The organism is Paraburkholderia sejongensis (assembly GCF_020880815.1).
In the GTDB taxonomy this organism is placed as follows: Bacteria; Pseudomonadota; Gammaproteobacteria; order Burkholderiales; family Burkholderiaceae; genus Paraburkholderia; species Paraburkholderia sejongensis.
In genome coordinates this window covers 76,185-99,590 of sequence record NZ_JAJITD010000009.1, presented here as the reverse complement: position 1 = coordinate 99,590, position 23,406 = coordinate 76,185, and the positions used below count along the sequence as shown (strand labels likewise).

Annotated in this window: 14 protein-coding genes; 9 read left to right on the top strand and 5 right to left on the bottom strand. The window is 67.2% G+C overall.

Annotated features, from left to right (window positions below; all coding sequences use genetic code 11):
* Positions 1-65 precede the first annotated feature (65 nt).
* On the bottom strand, positions 66-1,964 hold the full coding sequence (locus LJ656_RS18790) for a sigma-54-dependent Fis family transcriptional regulator (RefSeq protein WP_230510880.1): 1,899 nt from the start codon (positions 1,962-1,964) through the stop codon (positions 66-68).
* 429 nt (positions 1,965-2,393) lie between these two features.
* Here LJ656_RS18790 and LJ656_RS18785 point away from each other — a divergent pair, with 429 nt between their 5' ends.
* The 8 genes from LJ656_RS18785 (at position 2,394) to LJ656_RS18750 (ending at position 10,287) form a co-directional block, all read left to right on the top strand.
* Positions 2,394-2,669: a phenol hydroxylase subunit gene (locus tag LJ656_RS18785; protein WP_230510879.1), complete on the top strand. Its 276-nt coding sequence runs from the start codon at positions 2,394-2,396 to the stop codon at positions 2,667-2,669.
* Between the two features lie 58 nt (positions 2,670-2,727).
* Positions 2,728-3,792 (top strand): aromatic/alkene monooxygenase hydroxylase subunit beta, encoded by a 1,065-nt coding sequence (locus LJ656_RS18780; RefSeq protein WP_230510878.1) that lies wholly within the window; start codon positions 2,728-2,730, stop codon positions 3,790-3,792.
* Positions 3,785-4,057: an MmoB/DmpM family protein gene (locus LJ656_RS18775; protein WP_129957605.1), complete on the top strand. Its 273-nt coding sequence runs from the start codon at positions 3,785-3,787 to the stop codon at positions 4,055-4,057. Before LJ656_RS18780 ends, LJ656_RS18775 begins: the two co-directional genes overlap by 8 nt.
* A 2-nt stretch (positions 4,058-4,059) precedes the next feature.
* A complete protein-coding gene (locus LJ656_RS18770) occupies positions 4,060-5,703 on the top strand; it encodes an aromatic/alkene/methane monooxygenase hydroxylase/oxygenase subunit alpha (RefSeq protein ID WP_230510877.1) in 1,644 nt (547 codons plus the stop codon).
* A 40-nt stretch (positions 5,704-5,743) separates the two neighbouring features.
* Positions 5,744-6,106 (top strand): phenol hydroxylase subunit P4, encoded by a 363-nt coding sequence (locus LJ656_RS18765; RefSeq protein ID WP_230510876.1) that lies wholly within the window; start codon positions 5,744-5,746, stop codon positions 6,104-6,106.
* Between the two features lie 67 nt (positions 6,107-6,173).
* Positions 6,174-7,238 carry an NADH:ubiquinone reductase (Na(+)-transporting) subunit F gene (locus LJ656_RS18760; protein WP_230510875.1) on the top strand — a complete coding sequence of 355 codons (1,065 nt, stop codon included), beginning with the start codon at positions 6,174-6,176 and terminating at the stop codon, positions 7,236-7,238.
* Between the two features lie 168 nt (positions 7,239-7,406).
* A complete protein-coding gene (locus LJ656_RS18755; protein ID WP_230510874.1) occupies positions 7,407-9,170 on the top strand; it encodes an arylsulfatase in 1,764 nt (587 codons plus the stop codon).
* Positions 9,148-10,287, top strand: a complete 1,140-nt coding sequence (locus tag LJ656_RS18750; protein WP_230510873.1) for a formylglycine-generating enzyme family protein — start codon at positions 9,148-9,150, stop codon at positions 10,285-10,287. The genes LJ656_RS18755 and LJ656_RS18750 overlap by 23 nt, the downstream gene beginning before the upstream one ends.
* Before the next feature lie 36 nt (positions 10,288-10,323).
* Here LJ656_RS18750 and LJ656_RS18745 read toward each other — a convergent pair whose 3' ends face one another.
* The gene (locus LJ656_RS18745) at positions 10,324-12,936 is read right to left on the bottom strand and encodes a response regulator (RefSeq protein WP_230511094.1); all 2,613 of its coding nucleotides are present in this window, start codon (positions 12,934-12,936) and stop codon (positions 10,324-10,326) included.
* Between the two features lie 446 nt (positions 12,937-13,382).
* Here LJ656_RS18745 and LJ656_RS18740 point away from each other — a divergent pair, with 446 nt between their 5' ends.
* Positions 13,383-14,726, top strand: coding sequence for a DUF2252 domain-containing protein (locus LJ656_RS18740; protein ID WP_268998685.1), 1,344 nt, complete (start codon positions 13,383-13,385; stop codon positions 14,724-14,726).
* Positions 14,727-14,816: 90 nt separating this feature from the next.
* Here the strand turns inward: LJ656_RS18740 and LJ656_RS18735 are convergent, their stop codons facing one another.
* From LJ656_RS18735 to bcsB, 3 genes are read right to left on the bottom strand one after another with little or no spacing between them, the layout of a single operon-like run.
* Positions 14,817-19,559, bottom strand: a complete 4,743-nt coding sequence (locus LJ656_RS18735) for a cellulose biosynthesis protein BcsC (RefSeq protein WP_230510872.1) — start codon at positions 19,557-19,559, stop codon at positions 14,817-14,819.
* Positions 19,550-20,740, bottom strand: coding sequence for a cellulose synthase complex periplasmic endoglucanase BcsZ (gene bcsZ / locus LJ656_RS18730; protein WP_230510871.1), 1,191 nt, complete (start codon positions 20,738-20,740; stop codon positions 19,550-19,552). Before bcsZ ends, LJ656_RS18735 begins: the two co-directional genes overlap by 10 nt.
* A 34-nt stretch (positions 20,741-20,774) precedes the next feature.
* A complete protein-coding gene (gene bcsB / locus LJ656_RS18725) occupies positions 20,775-23,405 on the bottom strand; it encodes a cellulose biosynthesis cyclic di-GMP-binding regulatory protein BcsB (protein ID WP_230510870.1) in 2,631 nt (876 codons plus the stop codon).
* Between the last annotated feature and the right edge of the window lies 1 nt (position 23,406).

The following is a 23,406-nucleotide window of genomic DNA, read 5'->3' as shown; positions in this document are numbered from 1 at the left end:
CGCATTTTCTCGCCGGCGCTGAAAACAACGCTAGAAACGCGGCGCTGAATTTCACCGCCGCTTTTTTACACCCGCAGTCCGCGGCTTTTCAGCCGGTAAACCAGTTGCGGCCGCGTAATGCCCAGCGTGCGCGCGGCCGCCGACAGATTGCCCTGCGCGCGTTGCACCGCGCTTTTGAGCAGCGCGGTTTCGATATCGTCGAGCGACGTCGGATCGATCTCGCCGCTCGCGCCCATCAGCAGATCGTTGACCTTCCTGACGACCCGTTCCACTTCGCCGCCGCCCGCCTGCTGATCGAGCAGCGAGCCCGACGGCGTCAGCGAGCCGTTGCTGCCGAGGCCGAACATCTGCGCGTCGATCGTTTCGCCGCTCGTGAACAGATGGCCGATGTCGATCGCGCCGCCGTCCGGCGCGAGAATCACGCCGCGCTCGACGAGGTTTTCCAGCTCGCGGATATTGCCGGGCCAGCCGTAGTTGAGCAGCGCATCGAGCGCGCGGCCGGTGAAGCCGGTCACGTCGCGCGCATGACGTTCGCGATACTTGTGCAGCATGTGATTGAGCAGCACCGGTAGATCCTCGCGCCGCTCGCGCAGCGACGGCACCCGGATCGGAAACACGTTCAGACGGAAATACAGGTCTTCGCGAAAGCGCCCCGCGCGAATCTCGTCCTTCAGATCGAGGTTGGTCGCCGCGATCACGCGCACGTCGACGCGGCGCGTCTGCGTATCGCCGACCCGTTCGATCTCGCCTTCCTGCAAGGCGCGCAGCAGCTTGCCTTGCGCGGTCAGACTGAGAATGCCGATCTCGTCGAGAAACAGCGTGCCGCCGTTCGCGCGTTCGAAGCGGCCCGGGCGGCTCTGGGTTGCATCGGTGAAGCCGCCGCGTTCGACGCCGAACAGTTCCGACTCGACCAGCGCCTCCGGAATCGCCGCGCAGTTGACCGCGACGAACGGGCCGTCGCCGCGCGCGCTGATCCGGTGCAGCGTGCGCGCGCACACTTCCTTGCCGACGCCGCTTTCACCGAGGAACAGCACGGTCGCGCGGGTCGTCGCGACGCGCCGGATCATATGGCAGACCGCGTTGAAGCCGGGCGACGCGCCGACCATGTTGTCGTCGCCGAACGCGGTCGGGGTCGGCGGGCGGCTGTCGCCAGGCAGCGCGGCGATCGCGTCTTGCGTGTCCTGTTGCAGCGCGCGCTTGAGTTCACCGTTCGCCGCGCGCTTGCCGGCGTGCTTCGCCGTCTGACCGGTGTCGCGCCGCGACGCGGCCACTGAAAGCCCGTGCGTAAACGACTGCGCCTGCATGAAGCGCAGATCGTCGGCGGCTTCGTCGCCCCATTCCTCGACCGGCTTGCCGACGATCCGGCATTGCGACTGCCCGAGCGCGCGGCACTCCACTTCGCGATAGACGATCGGCCGTCCCATGAACACGCTCGTATAACCGGACGCATAGCCGATCTGCGTCCAGCACACCGGCTCCGCGCCGATCCCGTAGATGCGCACGTGCTCCTCGTCTTCCGCGCAGTTCTTCCAGACGAACTCGCCGTAGTAGTGGCCTTTTTCGACATCGAGCTCGAGCCGCACCGGCTCGACCACCGTCATGCCTTCGAGCATGTGCAGTTGCGGGCCGACCGCGAACATTTCGGTGATCGAACTATCGGGGCGCACCTTGCGCGCGAGTTCGGCGTCGCGCGCGCCGGAGTTATAGCCCATCCGCGTGAGCAGGCCGCGCGCCGCGTCGATGCCGAGACTGTCGATCAGCTCGCGGCGCATCACGCCGACCGAGCCGGTATGCACGAGCAGCATGCGCTGGTCGCCGAGCCAGATGCGGCCGTCGCCGGGCGAGAAGTGCAGCCGCGACATCAGGTCCGCGATGTCCGGATAGCGCAGGCGGTCCACGCACGCGCCCTGCGGCGAGACCATCGACATGCGCGGATTTTCGGCGGGCTTGCTTCGGGTGACCATCGGGATTCGTCTCCAACCACGTGTCTGATTTTTTACCGGCGGTGCCGGGCCGTCAGTATGCAATGTCGCGCGCGCCGCTGCATGACCGATCGCGGGCCGCACGGCTCCGGGTGTTCCCTGATACCGATTTGATCGGCCGCCCGACGCGCGCGGCGGCCCGCTTTCGATCATTTGATCTAGCGCAAACCGGCCCGCGCGTCGCCACGATTTTGCCGCGTTATTTTCCGCGCGTCGCTTATCCGTTGATTCACAAGGGATTGTGCGCTTTCTGCCGTGCGTCGCGAGGCTTTTCGCGCCGCATTGGCATAGCGGTTGCATTAATAGGCGCGCAGCAGCGATTTTCGATCAAAGCATGCAGTGAAACAGAAGCAGGCGCCGTGCGTGGTCCGACGCGCGCGGAGACCTCGCAACAACACCAAGGAGACGGCGATGTCCTCGCATTCACCCCACGCCGAACCGGCGTCGCGCAGTTTCGATGTGACGCGCCGCTATGTGCGCGTGCGCGAACGCCGCGACGACGGCTTCGTCGAGTTCGATTTTTCGATCGGCGATCCGGGCCTGAGCGTCGAGCTCGTGATGAGCGCGCCGGATTACGCGTCCTTTTGCGCAATCCATCAGGTGCTGCAACTGAGCGACGACGAAGCGGCGGCGCTCGATCTCGAACAGCTGAAGTGGCGTTACGGCCAGCCGGGCGTCAGCGAATAAGCGGTACCGAAGGGCGCGAGCCCCGTAGAACAAACGAAGGAAACGAAGGAGATACCCCATGCAGATCGACATCAAGACCTCTTCGGTCCAGCAGATCCGCCAGACCTTCTCGCATGTCGCGAGACGGCTCGGCGCGGACAAGCCGGCGTCGCGCTATCAGGAAGCGACGCTGGAACTGCAGCCCGAAGATAACTTCCATTACCGGCCGCTGTGGCAACCGGAATTCGCGCTGTACGACAAGGGCCGCACGGCGATCCAGATGAATGACTGGTACGCGTTCAAGGATCCGCGCCAGTACTACTACGGCGCGTATACGATCGCCCGCGCGCGTCAGCAGGACGCGATGGAAAAGAACCTCGAGTTCGTCACGCGGCGGCGTTTGCTGGCCGATCTGCCCGACGACGCGAAAGCGCGCATCGCCGCGTTGATGGTGCCGCTGCGCCACGTCGAATGGGCGGCCAATACGAATAACTGCTTCGTCACCGGGTATGGCTGGGGCACCGCGATCACCCAGGCGACGATGTTTCATTCGATGGACCGGCTCGGCATCGCGCAGTACCTGTCGCGGCTCGGGCTGCTGCTCGACGGCAATTCGGGCAGCTCGCTGATAGACGGCAAGGCGCAATGGCTCGATGAGCCGATGTGGCAGGGACTGCGCCGCGTGGTCGAAGACACGATGGTCGTGAAGGACTGGTTCGAGACCTACGTCGCGCAGAACGTCGTGCTCGACGGGCTGCTGTATCCGCTCGTGTATCGCCATATCGACCAGCGGCTGTCGAAGGAGTACGGCGCGGCGCTCGGCATGGTGAACGAGTTCGCGAGCAGCTGGTTCGATGAAACGAGCCGCTGGGTCGATGCGACTTTGAAGACCGCGGCGGCGGAATCGGCGCAGAACGCGGCGTTGCTCGGGCAATGGATCGCGAAGTGGCGCGCGCGAGTGCTCGATGCGTTGCAACCGCTCGCAGTGGAGGCGCTCGGTGCGCAGGACGGCGACGCCGCGTTGCGGGAAATCGCCGCGAGTTTCGATGCGCGGGTGCAGAAGCAGGGCGTTTCGATCGAGACGGCGCAGCCGCCAAGCCAGGAACAAGCGCAGCCGCAAGCCCAGGAGACCAACCATGGCTGATTCGGTATTCATCGCATTCCAGGCCAACGACGACTCGCGTCCGATCATCGAGGCGATCGAGGCCGACAACCCGCACGCGGTCGTCAACGCGTTTCCGGCGATGGTCAAGATCGACGCGGTCGGCCGGCTGGTGATCCGGCGCGAGTCGATCGAGGAGCGGATCGGCCGCGACTTCGACCTGCGCGAACTGCAACTGAATCTGATCTCGCTCGGCGGCAATATCGACGAGACCGACGACGAATTCATTCTGGAATGGAAGGCCTGAAAATGAGCACCCCGAACGCAACGCCGAAAAAACTCAGCATCAAGGAAAACTACGCGATGCTGACTCGCGGTCTCGGCTGGGAGACCACCTATCAGCCGATGGACGAAGTGTTCCCGTACGACCGCTTCGAAGGCATCAAGGTCCACGACTGGGATAAATGGGAAGACCCGTTCCGCCTGACGATGGACGCGTACTGGAAGTACCAGGGCGAAAAGGAACGCAAGCTGTACGCGATCATCGACGCGTTCCAGCAGAACAACGGCCAGTTCAACGTGACCGACCCGCGCTATATCAACGCGCTGAAGCTGTTCCTGACCGGGGTGAGCCCGCTCGAATACGCGGCGCATCGCGGCTTCGCGCTGGCCGGGCGCAACTTTCGCGGCGCCGGCGCGCGCATCGCGTGCCAGATGCAGGCGATCGACGAACTGCGCCACGCGCAGACCCAGGTCCACACGATCAGCCACTACAACAAGTTCTTCAACGGCTTTCACGACTTCAAGCATATGCACGACCGGGTCTGGTATCTGTCGGTGCCGAAGTCGTATTTCGAGGACGCGATGAGCGCCGGTCCGTTCGAGTTCGTGACCGCGATCTCGTTCTCGTTCGAATACGTGCTGACCAATCTGCTGTTCATGCCGTTCATGTCGGGCGCCGCGTTCAACGGCGACATGGCGACGGTCACGTTCGGCTTTTCCGCGCAGTCCGACGAATCGCGCCATATGACGCTCGGCCTCGAAGTGGTCAAGTTCCTGCTCGAACAGGACCCGGGCAATGTGCCGATTATCCAGAAGTGGATCGACAAGTGGTTCTGGCGCGGCTACCGGCTCCTGACGCTGGTCGCGATGATGATGGACTACATGCTGCCGAAGCGGATCATGTCGTGGCAGGAAGCGTGGGAGACCTACTTCGAAAAGAACGGCGGCGCGCTGTTCCATGATCTGGAGCGCTATGGGATCAGGATGCCGAAGTATCACGAAGTCGCGTCGAAAGAGAAGGACCGCATTTCGCACGAGGCGTGGGGCATTTTCTACAACTACACGCACGCGGCCGCGATGCACACGTGGATTCCGTCCGACGACGAAATGAACTGGCTCGCCGAAAAATATCCGGCCACGTTCGACCGGCTGTACCGGCCGCGTTTCGAGTACTGGCGCGAGCAGCAGAAAGAGGGCAAGCGCTTCTACAACAATACGCTGCCGATGCTGTGCCAGATTTGCCAGATTCCGATGGCCTTCACCGAGCCGGACGACCCGACCAAGATCTGCTACCGCGAAAGCGATTATCTCGGCAACAAGTTCCATTTCTGCTCGGACGGCTGCAAGGACATCTTCGACAACGAGCCGGAGAAATACGTGCAGGCGTGGTTGCCGGTCCATCAGATCTACCAGGGCAACTGCTTCGAGAAAGACGCGGACCCGAGCGCGGCGGATTTCAACCCGCTCGCGGAAGTGCTGCGCTACTACCACATCAATGTCGGCGAGGACGGCCACGAATTCGAGGATTCGCCGGACCGCAAGAACTGGCTGCGCTGGACCGGCAAGCCGAGCCACGGCGGCGAGGGCACGAGCGAAGCAATCGCCGGGCAGGCTGCGCAAACGCAGGCCGCGACCCCCACGCCGACTACAACCGCCGCTCAGCTCGCGTGAGCATCACGTCCGCGCCGACACCATACGAAGGAGACACGACATGTCAGTTATCGCGCTGAAAGATGGCTACACAGGTGAAATGAAGGACCGCGAAGAGAATTTTCACGGCAACCGGCTGCTGTTCGTCGGCTGGGAAGATCACCTGATGTTCTGCGCGCCGCATTGCATCCCGGTACCGCCGTCGATGACGTTCGCGACGTTCGCGCACGACGTGCTGCCGGGCATCTACGCCGCGCATCCGGACTGGGACAAGGTCAAGCTCGACGAGATCGAATGGTTCAGTTCGAACCGGCGTTTCACTCCGGCGTTCGAGCGCACGCTCGGCGAAAACGGCCTCGGCCACAAGGCGGTGCTGCGTTTTCGCACGCCGGGGCTGACCGGCATTCGCGGCTCGTGCAGCTAGGCCCGGCTTGAAGTAACGACGCAACAGTAACGCAAATAGAAACGGAAATTGACACGGAGACGCTGACATGAGTTATCAGCTGACCATCGAGCCGCTCGGTCACAGCATCGAGATCGGCGACGATCAGACCATTCTCGACGCCTGTCTGCGCGCCGGCGTGTGGCTGCCGCACGCGTGCTGCCACGGGCTATGCGCGACCTGCAAGGTGCAGGTGGTCGACGGCGAAATCGAGCACGGCAATGCGTCGCCGTTCGCGCTGATGGATTTCGAGCGCGACGAACGCAAGTGCCTCGCGTGCTGCGCGACCGCGCAATCCGATCTGACGATCGAAGCCGACATCGATGAAGACCCGGACGCGCGTCACTATCCGGTGCGGGACTTCACCGGCCGCGTGAAGGACAGCGTCGATCTGACGCCGACCATCAAGGGCATCTTCGTCGAACTGGATGGCGCCGGCATCGAGTTTCAGGCGGGCCAGTACGTGAACGTGCAGATTCCGGGCGAGGACATGCCGCGCGCGTTTTCACTGGCCGGCAAGCCCGGATCGGCGACGCTGATCGAGTTGAACGTGCGGCGCGTGCCGGGCGGCAAGGGCACCGGCTATCTGCACGAAGCGTTGAAACCCGGCGACGCGCTGCGCTTTAGCGGCCCGTTCGGGCGCTTCTTCGTGCGCGCGTCGGACCCGCAACCGGTGATCCTGATTGCCGGCGGCTCGGGGCTGTCGAGCCCGCGCTCGATGCTGCTCGATCTGCTCGAACAGGGCGACACGCGACCGATCACGCTGGTGTACGGCGCGCGCGATCGCGCGGAGCTGTACTACCACGACGAGTTTGTCGAACTGGAGAAACGCCACGGGAATTTCACCTATGTGCCGGCGCTGTCGAACGAAGCCGAGGGCAGTACATGGGACGGTTTTCGCGGCTTCGTGCACGACGCGGCGAAAGCGCATTTCAATGGCGATTTTCGCGGCCACAAAGCCTATTTGTGCGGACCGCCGGTGATGATCGAAGCGTCGATTCGCGCGTTGATGCAGGGCCAACTGTTCGAACGCGATATTTACACGGAGAAGTTTCTCAGCAACGCCGACGGAGCGGACGCGCTCGCGAAAAGCCCGTTGTTCAGGTCGATATAACTCACGCGATTCAAGCAGGGCGGCGGCATCGTCATCCATAAAGAACCGGCATACCCCTACGGTATGAAAACAGTCTGAATCGGTGTTGGACGGTGCCGCCGCTTCGCCGCAGAATCCACACGGCATCACCCATAACAAGCCGATAAAACGAAAAAACAGGAGATGGAGATGAAGACATTACTGACCCGTTGCGCGCTCGCCTGCGCGGTCGCGCTGACGGGTTCCGCTCTCGCAGCCGGTACTAGCATAAACAGCACAAACAGCACCAGCGCCGCGCACACCGCCACGGCCACCCAAAGCAAACGTCCGAACATTTTGCTCATCGTCGCCGACGACCTCGGCTATTCCGATATCGGCGCATTCGGCGGCGAAGTGCAAACGCCGAATCTCGACAAGCTCGCGCACGAAGGGGTGCGGATGGCCGACTTCTACGCGTCGCCGTTCTGTTCGCCGACCCGCGCGATGCTGATGTCGGGGGTCGACAATCACCGCGTCGGGCTCGGCGGGATGGCCGAACTGCTTACGCCGGCGCAGCGTAGCGCAGCGGGCTACGAAGGTTACATGACCCATAGCGTGGTGACCTTTCCGCAACTGCTGCGCGACGCCGGCTATCACACCTATATGGTCGGCAAATGGCACCTTGGATTGACCGAGGAATACGGCCCCGCGTCGCGCGGTTTCGAACAGTCGTTTGCGATGGTGCAGGGCGGCGCGAGTCATTTCGGCCAGGTCGGCATCATCACCAACGACCCGGACAAGACGCCGAAAGCGATGTATCGCGAGAACGGCAAGCTGATCGATTTGCCAGAAGGCTTCTATTCGACGATCGGCTATACCGACAAGATGCTGTCGTATATCGACAGTCATAAGGACGACGGCAAGCCGTTCTTCGCGTACGTCGCGTATACCGCGCCGCACTGGCCGCTGCAGGCGCCGGACGAAGCGATCAAAAAGTACGAAGGAAAATACGACGCCGGCTACGACGCGATCCGCGCGCAGCGTCTCGCGAAAATGAAGGCGATGGGTCTGGTGCCAAAGGATATGGAGGCATACACCGGCGACGAAGTGTGGCCGCAATGGAGCAGCCTGTCGCCCGTGCAGAAGCAGATCGAGTCGAAGCGGATGGCGGTCTACGCGGCGATGATCGACGTGATGGACACGCAGATCGGCCGCCTCGTCGATCATCTGAAGGAAACCGGCCAGTACGACAACACAGTGATCTTCTTCATGTCGGATAACGGCGCGGACGGCAACAGCATTCTCGACGAGCAGGCGAATCGCGAATGGATCAAGCGTCACGCCGACAACAGCCTCGCCAATACCGGCCGCGCGGGCTCGTTCGTCGAATACGGACCGGGCTGGGCGCAGGTCAGCATGACACCGTTGCGGCTCTACAAGGCATTCGCGTACGAAGGCGGGATCGCGGTGCCGAACATCATCGTGTTGCCGCACGGCGCGCACGACGGGCAGATCAGCAAGGTGCCCGCGCACGTGACCGACGTCGCGCCGACCATTCTTCAACTGGCCGGCGTCGCGCAACCAGACGGCCGGTACGACGGGCGGCCGGTGTTCCGGATGCAGGGCACGTCGATGCTCGACTTCCTGAGCGGCCAGCGCAAAACCGTGCATCCCGAGTTCACCGAGGGCTGGGAGCTGAACGGCCGGCGCGCGATGCGCAAGGGCGACTGGAAAATCTCATATGCGAACAAGCCGTGGGGCACGGGCGAGTGGCAGCTGTTCCATGTCAGCGTCGACCGTTCCGAGCTGCATGACGTCGCGAAGCGTTATCCGGCCAAGCTGAAGGAACTGCTCGCCGACTACGACGCGTATCAGACGGAGAACGGCGTGCAGGATATCCCGCATCTGGGCGAGCGTCCGGGCTACAGCAACGCTACGCATTACTACCAAGATGAACTCGAAACCAACCGTTGAGCGGCGGCGCGCTCGCGTGCCGGGCCGTATGGCGGGCGCGGTTGCGGCGCGGGTGTCGAGGTTGATGCCTGCGCTGCTGCTGGCCGCGTGGCTGCCCGCTTCGGCCGGCGCCGTGAGCGCAGCTGCGACCGCCCCGGAAGACCCCACCGCCGGCCCCCGTCTATGCGCCGCGTACAACGGCGTGCCCGCCGGCTTCGGCCCCGCGCGCAACGGCGTCGCCAATCGAGCGGGCCTGATCCGCATTCCGGCGGGCCGTTTCCGGATGGGTTCGAACGACGGCTATCCGGAAGAGCGCAACGTGCGCAGCGTGCGGCTCGACAGCTTCCTGATCGACCAGCACGAAGTGACCAATGCGCAATTCGCGCGCTTCGTGAAGGCGACCGGCTACGTGACCGACGCCGAACGCGCGCGCGATCCCGCGCAATTACCCGGTGTGCCCAAGGAGCAACTGGTGGCCGGTTCGGTCGTGTTCGTATGGCCGAAGGGCACCGAGCAGTTCGACGACGCCTATCGCTGGTGGAAATTCCAGCCCGGCGCGAACTGGCGTCATCCGTTCGGGCCCGGCAGTTCGATCGCGGGCAAGGACAACCATCCGGTCGTGCAGGTCAGCTACGCCGACGCGCAGGCGTACGCGAAGTGGCTCGGCCGCGATCTGCCGAGCGAGGCCGAGTACGAATACGCGGCGCGCGGCGGCCTGGACGGCGACACCTATCCGTGGGGCAACACGCCGAGCGGGCAGGGCCGCTATATGGCGAACACGTGGCAGGGCGATTTTCCGGCGCGCAATCTGGCGCGCGACGGCTACAAGGGCACCGCGCCGGTCGGCTGCTTCCCGGCCAACGGCTACGGGATGTTCGATCCGGTCGGCAACGTCTGGCAGTGGACCCGGGACGTGTATGAGGACCGCCATCCGCAGGACGAAGCGCAGAACCCGCTGGTGGTGACCGTCTCGCAACCGGTCGACACGCTCGAGCGTCCGGCGCGCGTGATCAAGGGCGGCTCGTTCCTGTGCGCGCCGAACTTCTGCGTGCGCTACCGGCCGTCGTCGCGGCAGCCGCAGGACCCGACGCTCGGCACCGTTCACATCGGCTTCAGAACCGTGCTGCGCGAGCCATGAAAGCGCGCCGCCTGACCCTGCGTCTGTTAAGCAGACCTACGAAGCCGCCTCGAAGCGGTCGAGCCATTGCGCGAGTTCGCGGCGCAACTGGCCAAAATCGAGAGGCTTGCCGAGCAGCCGGGCGCCAGGAATCGTCTCGCCGATCTCCGCGCTGCGACCGTAGCCGGACACCAGCAGCACGCGTATCGACGGCTGCTCGCGACGCACGACGCGGGCGAGTTCGGCGCCGGACATGCCGGGCAGCGTCAGGTCGGTAAGCAGTACGTCGTAGTGCTGCGCGGCCGCGAGCGGCAGCGCTTCCTCGGCGCTGCCGGCCGCGCTGCACGCGAGGCCGAGCGCGCCGAGCAGTTCGGCGAGCGCCTCGCGCGACTGAGCATCGTCTTCGACCAGCAGCACGCGCGCGGCTTCGCGCGGCGCCGGCTCGCCGTGCTGCGCGGCCGCCGCCGGTTCCCGCGTGCCGTCGTAAGCAGCGGGCGGCACGCACGCGGCGATGCCCCCGTCGTGCACCCCGGCGGCCGGGTCCGCATGCGCGGGACTCGCGCGCAGCACGTTGCGCACCATCCGCGCGAGATCGTCGCGCCGGTACGGTTTCGACAGCAGCGTAATGCCCGCGTCGAGCTTGCCGTGGTGCACGATTTCGTCGCGCGTATAGCCGGACGTGAACAGCGTCGGCACCGGCGGCGTGCGCGCGGCCGCGCGCTGCGCGAGTTCGACGCTCTTGAGCTTGCCGGGCATCACCACGTCGGTGAACAGCAGATCGATCGGCACGTCGCTGTCGATGAATTCGAGCGCCGCGTCGCCGTTCGACGCGGTCAACACCTTGTAGCCGAGTTGCGCGAGCATTTCGACCGCGGTCAGCCGCACGTCGGCGTCGTCCTCGACCACGAGGATCGTTTCGCCGCCGCCGACCGAGGTCGCCGGGCCGTCGACCGGCTCCGGCGTCTGCGCTTCGCGGCAGCGCGGAAAGAACAGCGACACCGTGGTGCCGTGGCCCACTTCGCTTTCGATCGCGACACAGCCGCCGCTCTGGCGCGCGAAGCCGAACACCATCGACAACCCGAGCCCGGTGCCGTGGCCGTCCGGCTTGGTCGTGAAGAACGGCTCGAACACGTGTTGCAGGATCTCGGGCGACATCCCCGAACCGGTGTCGGCGACCGAGAACTCCACGTATTCGCCCGGCGACAGTTCCGGCTTGTCGTGGCAGAACGCGGCGTCGAGCCGGCGGTTGGTCGCGCGCACCGTCAGCACGCCGTCGGCGCGCATCGCGTCGCGCGCGTTGATGGCGAGATTGAGCAGCGCGTTCTCGAGCTGATTGCGGTCGACCTGCACGTTCCACAGATCGTCGCTGACGACGGTATCGATGCGCACGGTCTCGCCGAGCGAGCGGTGCAGCATCTCGCTCATCCCGTTTAGCAGGCGGCGCGGATTGAGCACGGTCGGCGACAGCGGCTGGCGTCGCGCGAACGCGAGCAGATGCGCGGCGAGCCTGGCGCCGCGTTTGACCGCCTCCGTCGCGGCCGCCAGACGCCGCTGCGTGACCGGCTGGTCGCCGGCGTCGGCGGCCAGCATCTGCAGGTTGCCGTTGATCACCTGCAGCACGTTGTTGAAGTCGTGCGCGACGCCGCCCGTCAGGCTGCCGATCGCTTCCATCTTCTGCGCCTGGCGCAACTGCTCCTCGGCGAGCGCGCGCGCGGCGATCGAATCGGCGACGCGCTGCTCCAGCGTTTCGGTCAACTGAACAAGCGACTGTTCGGCGATCTTGCGCTCGTGGATGTCGATCAGCACACCGGGAAAACGGCTCGGCCGGCCCTCGGCGTCGAATTCGCAGCGGCCGTTCGCCTGCACCCACACGTAGCCGCCGTTCGGGCGGCGGATCCGGTACTCGGCGCGAAACGGCTCGCCGGTGCGAATCGCGTCGGCGCTCAGCCGCTCGATGAACGGCTGGTCGTCGGGATGAATCATCGCGGTGGTGGCGTCGCGCGACACGCCTTTCGCGGTTTCTTCGAGCGGGAGGGAAAAAGTGCGCGCGAAGCGTTCGTCGCCGCTGACCTTGCCGCTTTGCACGTCGAGCACCCACGTGCCGAGCACCGCGCCGGTGTTCAGCGCGAGCTGCAAACGCTCGTTGGTCTCGTGCAGTTCCGCTTCGGCGCGCTGGCGGCTGCGCTCGGTCAGCACCCGGCCGGTGGTCTCGATCACCAGCGCGATCACGCCGGCCGGCGCGCCGCTGTCGCCGGCGACGGGGCTGTAGTACAGATCCATCCACACGTCTTCGGGCTTGCCGTCGCGCAGCAGCACGAGTTCCTTGTCGCGATACGACAGCGTGCCGCCCGCGAGGCAGGTGGTCATCACGTTGCGATTGAATTCGGCGACTTCTGGCCAGCCGGCTTCGACCGGACAGCCGAGCAGATAAGGGTGGCGCCCGCCCGCGAACACCGCGTACGCGTCGTTGTAGATCATGTAGCCGGGCACGTCCCACAACAGCACGAGCGGGACCGGCGAGGCGAGCATCATCTGCACCGTCGAGGTCAGGCTGCGTTGCCAGTGGTCGATCGCGCCGAGGCTGGTCGCGCTCCAGTCGAACTCGCCGATGCGGCGCGCCATCTCGCCGCGCCAGCCGGCGCAACCGTAATCTTGGGCCGGAAAGGGCATGCTGCTCTCCAGGAGAGATTGCGTCGGAAAGTGCTTGTTCATCATCCGGCGCAGCGGTTCCAGCGCCCACTGCAAACCGTCGATCAGGTCGGCGCGGCGCCGCTCTCGCGCCGCGTCGCGGGTTCCGGTCATTGTAGGCCACAACATTGCATCGGTGAGCGCGGCGAGGCCGCTATGCGGGGTTTGCCTGGCAATCCCAACTTGCGCGAGCTGGCGCAACTCGTCGTTTCGCCGCGCTCGCGCGCGCCCGGTTCGATGTCCGCGCAACTTTTACCGCGGGCGCCGCGGCACGCGTTCGGCAAGTGGCAAGAACGGCCGTCATCGGATTGTCAGGTTCGCCACGTGCTTGGCATCGTCCGACCTCGTACGCGTGCGAGCGCCGCGCTCCGGCGGGCGCGTCGGCCGCGCGCGTAAGAAATCCTCTTCCAGACAGAGCGAACCGCACGATGCTGAACGACACCATTTCGCCACCCGACCCGTCGCAAAAGCGGCTCAAGGAACGTGACAGGGACACGCGCGCAAAGGAGCCGCGCGAACCGGTGACGCGCGAGAAGCGAACGCGTGACAAGCGGCAAAAGGAGCTACCCAAACCGTCAGCACGTCAGCCGCGCCTGACGTTGCGGCGCAACGCGAAAATGGCGCGCTCGGCGCATGCGTACGTGCGCGGCAATACCGCCAAGTTCTACGAATGGCTCGACGGCATCGATGGTCACGCGTTGCCGGAGGGACCGGCGATCTGGATCTGCGGCGATTGTCATACCGGCAATCTCGGGCCGGTCGCCGACGCGCAAGGGCGCGTCGAAATCCAGATTCGCGACCTGGACCAGACCGTGATCGGCAATCCGGCGCACGACCTGATCCGGCTCGGGCTGTCGCTGGCGACCGCCGCGCGCGGCTCCGACCTGCCCGGCGTGACGACGCTGCGAATGATGGAAGCGCTCGCCGACGGTTACGAGCGCGCGTTCGACGAAGTCGCCGGCGACGCGGACATTCGTGCGGAAAAACCGGAAGCGGTGCGCGTCGTGATGAAAGAAGCGGTGCGCCGCTCGTGGCGGCATCTGGCCGAGGAGCGCATCGACGATCTCGAACCGACCATTCCGCTCGGCGCGCGGTTCTGGCCGCTCGCGCAGCGCGAGCGGCGCGAGATTGCCGCGCTGTTCGAGAAAGGCTCACTTGCGCGGCTCGCGACCGAACTGCGCGGCGCCGGCGACGACGCCGACGTCGAGGTGCTCGACGCCGCGTACTGGGTCAAAGGCTGCAGTTCGCTGGGCCGGCTGCGCTACGCGGTGCTGCTCGACATCGACGGCGCCGCGCTCGACGGCGACGACCTGTGCCTGATCGATATCAAGGAGGCAGCGCAGGCCGCCGCGCCGCGCTACCCCGGCGCCCGGATGCCGCGCGATAACGCTGCGCGCGTCGTCGAGGGCGCGCGGCATCTGTCGCCGTCGCTCGGCGAGCGGATGCGCGCCGCGCGTCTGGGCGAGCGCCCGGTGGTGCTGCGCGAGTTGCTGCCGCAAGACATGAAGCTGACGATCGAACAGCTGACGCGCGACGAAGCGATGAAGGCGGCGCGCTTTCTCGCGCTGGTGGTCGGCCATGCGCACGCGCGGCAAATGGATCGGGCCGAGCGGCGCGCATGGTTAGGCGAGTTGCGGCGCAATCGTTCGAAAACGCTCGACGCGCCCGGCTGGCTGTGGACCAGCATCGTCGAGCTGGTCAGCAGTCATGAGGCCGGCTACCTCGAACATTGCCGGCGCTACGCGTTGGAGTCCGAAACAAAGAAGGCGTAAGCGGCGGGCGAGGGCTGCGGCGAGCCGGGCGGCGCAGCTTTTGGCGCTGAGTTCGCCCGGCCCGGTGCGGCGCCGGCCGCCGCCCAGCGATCAGTTCGACAGCGACAGATACTGCGACTGCAACGGCGTCGGCGGGAACGGCTGCAAGCCGGTCTGCTTGCTGAAGCTGTAGCGCACGTAAACGGCCGCGAGCCACTCGCGATATTGGTAAGCATTACCGAGCGATGCGGTAGCGCCGAACGCGAGCTGCGGCGCGAGCTGGTATTCGCCGGTCGCGCTGAACGAGTACGACACGCCGGTCTTGCTCTGGCCGGGGTAGACCTGGTCGGCCTGCACGCCGCTGGCGTTTCGCGTGGCCAGCACCGCGTTGTTTTGCCTGTCGCCGTCGGTCGGGAAGTAGTTCGACGGGTCCTCGCGGTAATGCTGGACCCCGATCGAGCCTTTCACGTCATACGTAAACAGGCCCGCGCGGCCCGACCATTCAACCGGCAGATTCAGGATCACGTACTGCTGCGGGCTGAAGTAGCCGCCCTGACCGTACGTGAAGTACGACAGATTGCGGTTGTAGCCCATCAGCGTGGTGTTCACGCCGATCGTCAGCGTCTGGTCGGCGTCTTTCAGCAAGCGCGTATAGACGCCGCCACCGCCCTTGATCGCGTTGTTGCTCTGCACGTTCGTGCCCATGTAATGCTGGTACGACGCATTCACATACAGGCCGCTGGTGCCGTCGTCCCACGTCAGCGCGGCGCGCGCGCCGTTCGACGTGACGCCGCCCCATTCGAGGCCGGCGCCCGCATCGCGCGCGCCCGCGTAGGACAGCAAACTATCGGTCACCGCGCGGCGCGCGACCGCGAGTGAGTACGAAACCTTGTCGGTGATCGCGCCGTCGTATTCCGCGCCGCCGACGATGTTCTGTTCGCGAAAGCCGATCGGCGTCACGCCGATATCGCCGCTGATGCTGCGGCTTTCATAGCCGACCGACAGCCCCACGCCGCTCGCGGTCTGGCTGCCGTAGTTGTTGGTGTTGGCGACCGCCGCATGGGCCGACGCCGCGGTCGAGATGCCCGCGCCAAAGCGCGCGAGCGTCGACGTGCTGCTCGACGCGGTGCCGGCATCGAGCGTGACCGGTGTCGCGGTGACCACCACATGGCCGTTGCCCGCCTTGATGCGCCCCTGGATCGGCGCCTCGATATCGGTCACCGACGACAGTCCATCCTCGCCCGCGCGATTGCGGAACACCAGCCCGCCGGACACGGTGCTCGACTGCTCGCGATTGACCTGCGCGAGTTCTTCGGCGACGCCAAGCGTCTGCGCGTTCGCGACATTGGCGGGGCGGCGGTTCTGCGCATCGCTGCCGGGCGGATAGTACGGCTGCGCGTAACCGGTCGGCGGCTGCGGGATGTACGGCTGCTGCGCGTAGTAGCCCTGGTTCGGATAGGGCTGCTGCTGTTGCGGATAGGCGGGATACGGCTGTTGCGGGTAAGCCTGCTGTTGTAAATACGGCTGCTGCTGCGGGTAAGCCTGCTGCTGCGGATACGGCTGCTGCTGCGCGTAGACCGGCGCGGCGCGGCTCGTTTTCGTGCCGCTCTTTTTCGCGGTGCCGGTGCGGCTCGTCGTCGGGCGCGTCGCGCCGTACGGCAGCGACGCGCTCGATCCCGCGTTGGCCTGCGCGTCGCGCGCGGCCGGCGACATCGGCCACGGCGTGGCCGCATAGCCGTCCTGCGCGCCGTAGGGCGCCGGTTGCCCGTATGCCGGCTGCCCATACGCCTGTTGCTGCTGCGGATAAGCCTGCTGCGGATACGCCGGTTGCTGCGCATACGGCTGCGGTTGCGCATATGCCGGCGGCTGTTGCGGCACCGGCAACGACTGCCCCTGCGACGACTGCATCTGCGCCGGCCCTTGACCCGGATACGGCTGCAACGGCGCGCCCGACTGGCTCGATCCGTAGCTTTCCTGACCATAGCCGCTCGTTCCGGCATCGGAGCGCGGCGCGTTGTACGGAGCGGCGACGGGCGCCGGATTCGGGTACGCCTGCGCGGGCGCCGCGGAGGGCGCGGAATACGGCGCGACGTACGGCGTCACATACGGCGCGGGCGGAGTAGGCGGCGGATAGTTCGGCACGGTCTGCGTCGGCGTGGAGGACTGCGAATTCAGGAACGGAAGCGCGGAGCGCGTGGCGGTGTCGGCGCTGCCCGGAGTGGCGATCGCCGTCTTGCCTTCGAATGGGTTGGTGCCGGGCAGCGGCGTCGCGCCGATCTGGCGCATCGCCGTTTCCCAGCCGCGCGGCACGTTGGCGGCTGCGCCGTTGCGCGGCCCGCTCGGCTGCGCGGGCGTATTGGCCGCGATCAGCGAGCGTTGCAGATAGGTCGACGCGAGCGACAGCTTGCCCTGCGCGCGATACATGCGGCCCACGGTCGCCAGCACGCCCGGATCGTCCGGCGCCTGCTGCAGCGCCTGCTGCGCAAGCGTTTCGGCATAGCCGAACTGTTTGGTCGCGGCCGCCGCGGAGATCGCCGCCTGCACGAGGTTCAGATCGTCGGGGCGGCGTTGCAGCGCGACCCGGTAGCTGGCGAGCGCGTTGCGGTCGTCGCCGGCGCTCGAGTACAGGCGGCCGAGCGCGGCCTGCAGGTCGGGGTTGTCGGGCATCGCCGCGAGCCACGGCGCGATCACTTCGTACGCGCTGGCGAGGTCGCCGCGCTGACGCACCAGATCGGCCTGGCGCACCACGATGCCCAGATTCAGATTGGCGAAATCGGTGCGCTGCTGCGGCGTCAGCTGCATCGCTTGCAGGCGCCGCATCACCATCCCGAGTTCGTCCTGCTGACCGGTCGCTGCCAGAATCCCCGCGTATTGCAGCAGCAGGTCGGTGTTGCCGGGCGCCGCGTTCATCGCGCCGCGCACGAGGCCGAGCGCCCGGGCCGGGTCGCCGGCCTGCTGGTACGCGCCGGCGATCACGCCGATCAGCTCGGGGCTGTTGCCGGCCACCGGCTCGGCCGCGCGCAGCGTCGCGAGCGCCTGCTGGGTCTGGCCGCCTTTGGCCATCCGCGTGGCCAGATCGGCCTGCTGATGTACCCACAGCCGATGCTGCAACGTCGTCATCGCGGCGGTGCGCTGCGCGACCGGAATGCGGTCGAGCTGCGCGAGACCGGTCGACCAGTCCTGGGTCTCCGCCGACAGCAGCGCGCTCGCATACAGCGCGTCGGTCATCTCCGGATGCGCGGCGAGCAGCCCGTCCATCATGCTGCGCGCGTTCGCGACCGCGCCCTGGCGCACGTAGATGCGCGCGAGGTCCAACCGCAGCCACGGATCGTCGGGCTTGTTCAGCAGCGCGTCCTCGAACAGGCTGCGCGCGGTGCCCAGATCGCCGCGCGCTTCGGCCGCGCGCGCCTGAGCGGCCTGCGCGTCGCCGCGCAAGCGGTCGACGCCGCCGACCTTCGCCTGCTGCGCGGCGTTCAGCTGATTGGCGAACTGCAACGCTTCTTCGCCGCGGCCTTGCGCGGCCAGCGCGCCGACGAGGCCGCGGATCGCGTCGGGGTTGTCGGCCTGGCGGCGCAGCGCCATCCGGTACGCCTGTTCGGCGCCGGCCGGGTCGTGGTTCTGCAGCAGCATTTCGCCGAGCAGCACCTGCGCGGTCACGTCCGACGGATTGAGCGCGATCGCGCGCTCGAACAGCGACTTCGCCTTCGCGAACTCGCCGTTGCTGCGCGCGCCGATCGCGTCGCTGGTGTAGGTCCAGTAGGTCGCGCTGTCGAGCGCGCTCTTCCAGCGCGCCGGGCTGCCGGCGCGCGACGCGCGCTCCAGGTAGTTGCGCGCCTCCGCGAAGCGCTCCTGCTTCAACGCGGCGATGCCCATGCCGCCGAGCGCGTCGGGATCGTTAGGATTGCTGGCCAGCACCGCCGAGAACTTCGCGCGCGCGCTCACCGCGTCGTTGCGGTCGAGCGCGGCGAAGCCCTCGGCGACCACCCGGCCGCGCGCGTCGAGCGCGGCGTTTTCCTGTGCGCGCGAACGGGCCGCGCTGTCCTGCTGGACCATCGAATCGAAGCGCGCCTTCACCGCCGCGTCGTCGCCGGCGCTTTGCAGATACGCCTCGTAGAGCGGCGCATCGGACGGCCGCGCGTCGAGCCACAGCAGCGCCTGGCGCCAGCTCTTCTTCGCGGCCGCGCCGCTCGTGCTGTCGCCCGCCAGTTTCTGCAGACGCGCGATGCCGTCGCGCCGTGTGACGTCGCGATAGGTCAGATGCTGCGCGTACGCGAGCGCGTAGCGCGGCTCGTTGGGGTTCTCGCGCGCCAGCTGTTCGAGGCCGCGGCGCGCCTCGTCCCAGCCCTGCGGGGTCGCCGACAGCGCCTGAAAGTATTCGAGCTGCAATTCCGGGGTGGCCGGCTTGCCGGCCAGCGCGCGCTGATACTGCTGCACCGCGCTCGCGCTCTGGCCGCTTTGCGCGAGCCGCCGCGCGTCGTTGATGGTCTGGTCGCGCGGGCTGCTCTGGCCGAGCCGGCGGCCCAGTTCGTCGAGGCGCGGATAGTTCGGCGCGGCCGCCTTCAGCTGCGCGAAATACTGCTGCGCGCCCGCGCCGTCCTTGCGGTCGGCCAGCACCATGCCCATCCCGAACAGCGCGTCCGGTTGCCGCGGATCGATGCCGAGCACCTTGCGCCACGCCTGCTCGGCGAGGTCGCCGCGCTGATGCGACTGCCAGTACTTGCCCTGATCGATCAGGACTGCGAGCGGATCTTTGGCCGCTTGCGCGAGCGCGCCGGGCGCGGCCGCCGCGATCGCGCACAACGCGCCGGCCGACAGTGCAACGCGCAACGACTGCGCGAGTGCGTTCAATCGCATGCATTCCTCCAGGCGGGCACGAGGCGGCCGGCTTCATCGAAGCGGTAGCGGCCGTCGATAAACCCCGTGCCGAACAGACCCAGCACACGATCGTAGTAAACCGGGTCGCGGCCCGGCACCTCGGTTTCGAGCGCGGCGAGCCGGCTGCGCGCGAGGCCGAGGCCGCGCTCGTCGCCGAGCGCCTTGAAGTAAGGGGCGAGCGCGCCCCAGTAGCTGAGCGGGCCTTCGCCGCTCGACGCGCCGGTGGTCGACGACACCTTCTCGGGCGGGAAGCCGTTCTGCGCGACCTTCGCGCGCATCCCGCCGAGCGCGCCGAGCCACGACTTCGCAAGCGGATCGGCGGGGGCGGTCAGGCCGGCCCACAGATAGACGCGAATCGCGTCGTAGCTGCCGACGTCGCCGTTCTTCGGATCGACCACGAACCGGCCGTTCTGCCACGCCGCCCAGTCGGGCGCGAAGCCTTGCGGCGACACCGTGCGCACGAACTGGTAGGCGGTGTCCGCGAGCTTGCCCCACGGGCCGTCCGGCGCTTCGTGCGCGAGGCCGCGGAGCAGCGGCAGCGGCAGATAGCTCGGATTCAGGCGCGTGACGCTGCCGTCGCGAAAGCCTTGCGAGCCCGGCAGCAGCATCGGCCCGAGGCCCGGCAACGTGACGACTTCGTCGGCGGCGATGCGCGCGGCGAGGCTGCGGCCCAGCTGCGTGTAGGCCGGGTCGTGCCACAGGCGGCCGGCTTCGAGCAGGTCGTAGGCGATCCACAGGTCGGAGTCCGACGCCGAATTCGGGTCGAGCACGCCGAACGAGCCGTCCGGTCTCTTGCCCCATTGCCACGCCGGCAGCCGCATTTTTTGCGCGTCGAACTGGTTGGCGGCCAGGTTCGAACGGGTCCACCCGAGCAGCTTGTCGAAGCTCGCGCGGTCGTTCGCGACCAGCGCGAAAAACATCGCGTACGACTGGGCTTCCGAAGTGGTCTGCCGGGTCGGCGTCGAAAAATCGATGACCCGGCCGTCGGCCTGCATGAAGCGCGCGATGAAGCTGCGATACGCGCTCCAGTCGCCGCAGCCGGCGCCCCCCGGCGCGGTCTGCGCGGCCGGCGCGCCGCTCGCGGCGGCGCTGACGCAGGCCGCCGCCGCGAGGCCGCGCGCGAGCGCGAGGCCGGTCTTTCTGTTGATCCGCAACCGCATACGAGTCATATCCGTTCTATCAGTCTTTGTTCCGTCAGTCCTTCAGGCGGCGCGCGGCGATCGCGCGCAGCGTCCGGTAGCACAGGCCGGCGATCAGCAGCGCGGCGAGCACGCCGCCGAACAGCAGCAGCAGCGGGTGCGACGACAGCGCCCAGCGCAGGTACTCCTGTGGCGACAGACGGCCGACAAAGTAAGCCGTGCCGTTCGACGTGATGGTCACCTCGCGGCCGTGGATCACCGCCATCGCGCCTTGAATCTTCGGCAGCACGTCCGCGTCGAGCAGCGCGCCGGCCAGATCCGCATCCGACTGGCCGGCCGCGCTGACCAGCGCGACCACGCTGCGGCCCTTTTGCAGCGGCGACTCGAAGCCGGTCAAGAGCGCCGCGCCGGCCGAGCTGACCATCGTCAGATCGGCGCGCGCGGGCGAGCGCTCGACCCCGCGTTCGCCATGCCACCAGTCCTGCAACTTGAATACGAGGTCGGTGAGCTGGAACGTGTGCGCGTCGCCGCTGCTGGAGAACGGCATCGCTTTGGCCCAGTGTTGCAGCAGCGGCTGCTTGCCGGGCGCGCCCAGCACGATCAGGTCCTTGTCGGCGTAGCGATCGACGTCGGCCGCATTGGTCACGGTCACGCCGGTCACCGGGTAGCCGCTCGACTCGCCCATCCGGCCCATCGTCAGCAGATACATGCTGTACTCGCCGGGGCCGGCGTCGTTCGGCAGCACCACCGCGGTTTCCGACAGATCGGCCATGCGCGTGAACGGGAAGCCGCTGTTGGCGAACGCGGCGAGGTCGGGCAGCGCCATGTAGTGCGGGAACGACGACAGGTCGATGGTCGAATTCGGATCGATCGCGCCGACCACGTTCGGCAGCAGCCGGCCCGTGCATTCGCCGGTGTTCGGGATGTCGTAGAAGAAGTGCAGCCGCAACTGGGTGCGCGGCGTCAGCAGCAGCGGCGGGATGCGGATGTTGCGCTGCGCGTCGGCGGTGCCGTCGGGCATCACGAGGCTGAGGTAGCGGCTCAGTTCGAACACCGAGGTCGTGCGCGACGGAATCGGCAGCGCCTGCACGAAGCCGTTGTTCACGCTGACGTTCAGCGACGAGCGGTCGCGCGCCGGCCGCACCGTGTAGCGGTAGCGCAGGTCGATCGGCGCGCCGCGGCTGTGCCACATGAACAGGTCGGGCGGCACGCGCATGTTGATGCGCACCGCGTCGGCGTCGTAGCCGAACACGGTCAGGTCCTTCGGATCGGCGAGCTCGCCGAAGCGCACCGCGCGATTGGTCGGCAGCCAGTTCGGCGCGTCGTACGGCACCCGTGGCGTCAGTTCGTTCAACGTAGTAATCGTCGCGCTGGCGCCGGACAGCGCGCTGTGACCGATGCCGAGCGATTTCGCGGCGGTCTTCAGCTCGGCCTCGGTGCGCCCGAGCACCAGCAGCAGCTTGCCGTGCGCGGCCGGCTCGCGCTCGACCACCGCGACGGTCGGGCCGTTGATCTCGGGCAGCGCGACGCCGGCCGGGTGCTGCTCGCTGGTCGCGAACACCACCGCGTTGCCGGTCAAAGGCGGGCTGTCGAGTTGCGCGGGAAACAGCGCGCCGCGAAAGCCCGCCAGCGCGCCGAACCATGACGCGACGATCCCGGCGGCCTCCAGCGTGCCGTTGCCCGGCTTCTGCGCGAACACGAACGGCAGTTCGAGGCGGCGCACGTCGCGGCGGTCGAAGAACGGCTTGGGCAGCGCGGCCAGCTCGGGCCTCACGGCGAGCGACGCGTAGGTCAGGTCGAGCGAACTGGCGTTGCTGATGGTCGCCCACAGCGCGGAGTTCGACGGGTCCTCGCAACTGGTCGTGTAATGGCCGATCAGTTGCAGGTTCAGGTGGTTGAAGTCGGTGATGAAGCGCGGATCGATCGAGATGTCGCGCGCGACCAGCATGCCGGCCTGTTCGTGCGGCACCGGCAGCGTCGCGGCGACCTCGCCGTTGACCAGCACTTTCAGTTGCGACAGCTGCGGCAGCAGCGCGGGCGAATAGCTGTAGATCAGATGCAGCGTCGCGGCGGTCACCACCTCGTCGTTGCGCACCGAGAACGCGATGCCGTTCTGTCCGTCGACGCCGCGCAGTTGCAGCGGATCGAGCGCGCCGAAGTCGGCGAACGTGAGCGTCTGGCGCCGCCCGCCCGGCACCTGGATGCCCGGCTCGGCGGTGGTCGGTGTGCGCATGCCGAGCGTGCGCACCGACGACGCGGCGAGCGCCGGGGTCGGCGTCGCCAGCGCGCCCTGGGCGATCGCATTGGCATCGAATTGCACCGCGGGGCCCGGCGGCGCGACGTTGCCGACGCCGGTTGCGCTCTGCGGGGTTTGCGCGGCGTTCGCGCCGCTGGCGGTTGCCGCGCCCGTTGCGGACTTCGCCGCGGTTGCCGGCGCGGCCGCCGCCAGCGGCGCGAACGCCGCGAGCGGCGCGGCCAGCGCGGTTTGCAACGCGAGCCAGCAGGCGAGGCCGCGCATCAGCGGGCGCGCGTAGGGCGAGTGCCGTGAGTGCCGCGCACGCTGGTCGGCCCGCGCGCCGCGGCCGGCGTCGGCGCTAGCGCCGGGGCCGGAGGGCGGCAGTGATTCGGTACGGCTGCGCCCGTGAGCCGGGCGTTCGAGGTTGTCGTTCGCGATCCTGTTGCCCATA

What these genes read in the sequence shown, in the direction of transcription:
- LJ656_RS18780 (WP_230510878.1), top strand. Translation starts at nt 2,728, where the DNA reads ATGCAGATCGACATCAAGACCTCTTCGGTCCAGCAGATCCGCCAGACC.
- LJ656_RS18770 (WP_230510877.1), top strand. Translation starts at nt 4,060, where the DNA reads ATGAGCACCCCGAACGCAACGCCGAAAAAACTCAGCATCAAGGAAAAC.
- LJ656_RS18790 (WP_230510880.1), bottom strand. Translation starts at nt 1,964, where the DNA reads ATGGTCACCCGAAGCAAGCCCGCCGAAAATCCGCGCATGTCGATGGTC.
- LJ656_RS18755 (WP_230510874.1), top strand. Translation starts at nt 7,407, where the DNA reads ATGAAGACATTACTGACCCGTTGCGCGCTCGCCTGCGCGGTCGCGCTG.
- LJ656_RS18750 (WP_230510873.1), top strand. Translation starts at nt 9,148, where the DNA reads ATGAACTCGAAACCAACCGTTGAGCGGCGGCGCGCTCGCGTGCCGGGC.
- LJ656_RS18760 (WP_230510875.1), top strand. Translation starts at nt 6,174, where the DNA reads ATGAGTTATCAGCTGACCATCGAGCCGCTCGGTCACAGCATCGAGATC.
- LJ656_RS18745 (WP_230511094.1), bottom strand. Translation starts at nt 12,936, where the DNA reads ATGCCCTTTCCGGCCCAAGATTACGGTTGCGCCGGCTGGCGCGGCGAG.
- LJ656_RS18775 (WP_129957605.1), top strand. Translation starts at nt 3,785, where the DNA reads ATGGCTGATTCGGTATTCATCGCATTCCAGGCCAACGACGACTCGCGT.
- LJ656_RS18765 (WP_230510876.1), top strand. Translation starts at nt 5,744, where the DNA reads ATGTCAGTTATCGCGCTGAAAGATGGCTACACAGGTGAAATGAAGGAC.
- bcsB (WP_230510870.1), bottom strand. Translation starts at nt 23,405, where the DNA reads ATGGGCAACAGGATCGCGAACGACAACCTCGAACGCCCGGCTCACGGG.
- LJ656_RS18785 (WP_230510879.1), top strand. Translation starts at nt 2,394, where the DNA reads ATGTCCTCGCATTCACCCCACGCCGAACCGGCGTCGCGCAGTTTCGAT.
- LJ656_RS18735 (WP_230510872.1), bottom strand. Translation starts at nt 19,559, where the DNA reads ATGCGATTGAACGCACTCGCGCAGTCGTTGCGCGTTGCACTGTCGGCC.
- LJ656_RS18740 (WP_268998685.1), top strand. Translation starts at nt 13,383, where the DNA reads ATGCTGAACGACACCATTTCGCCACCCGACCCGTCGCAAAAGCGGCTC.
- bcsZ (WP_230510871.1), bottom strand. Translation starts at nt 20,740, where the DNA reads ATGCGGTTGCGGATCAACAGAAAGACCGGCCTCGCGCTCGCGCGCGGC.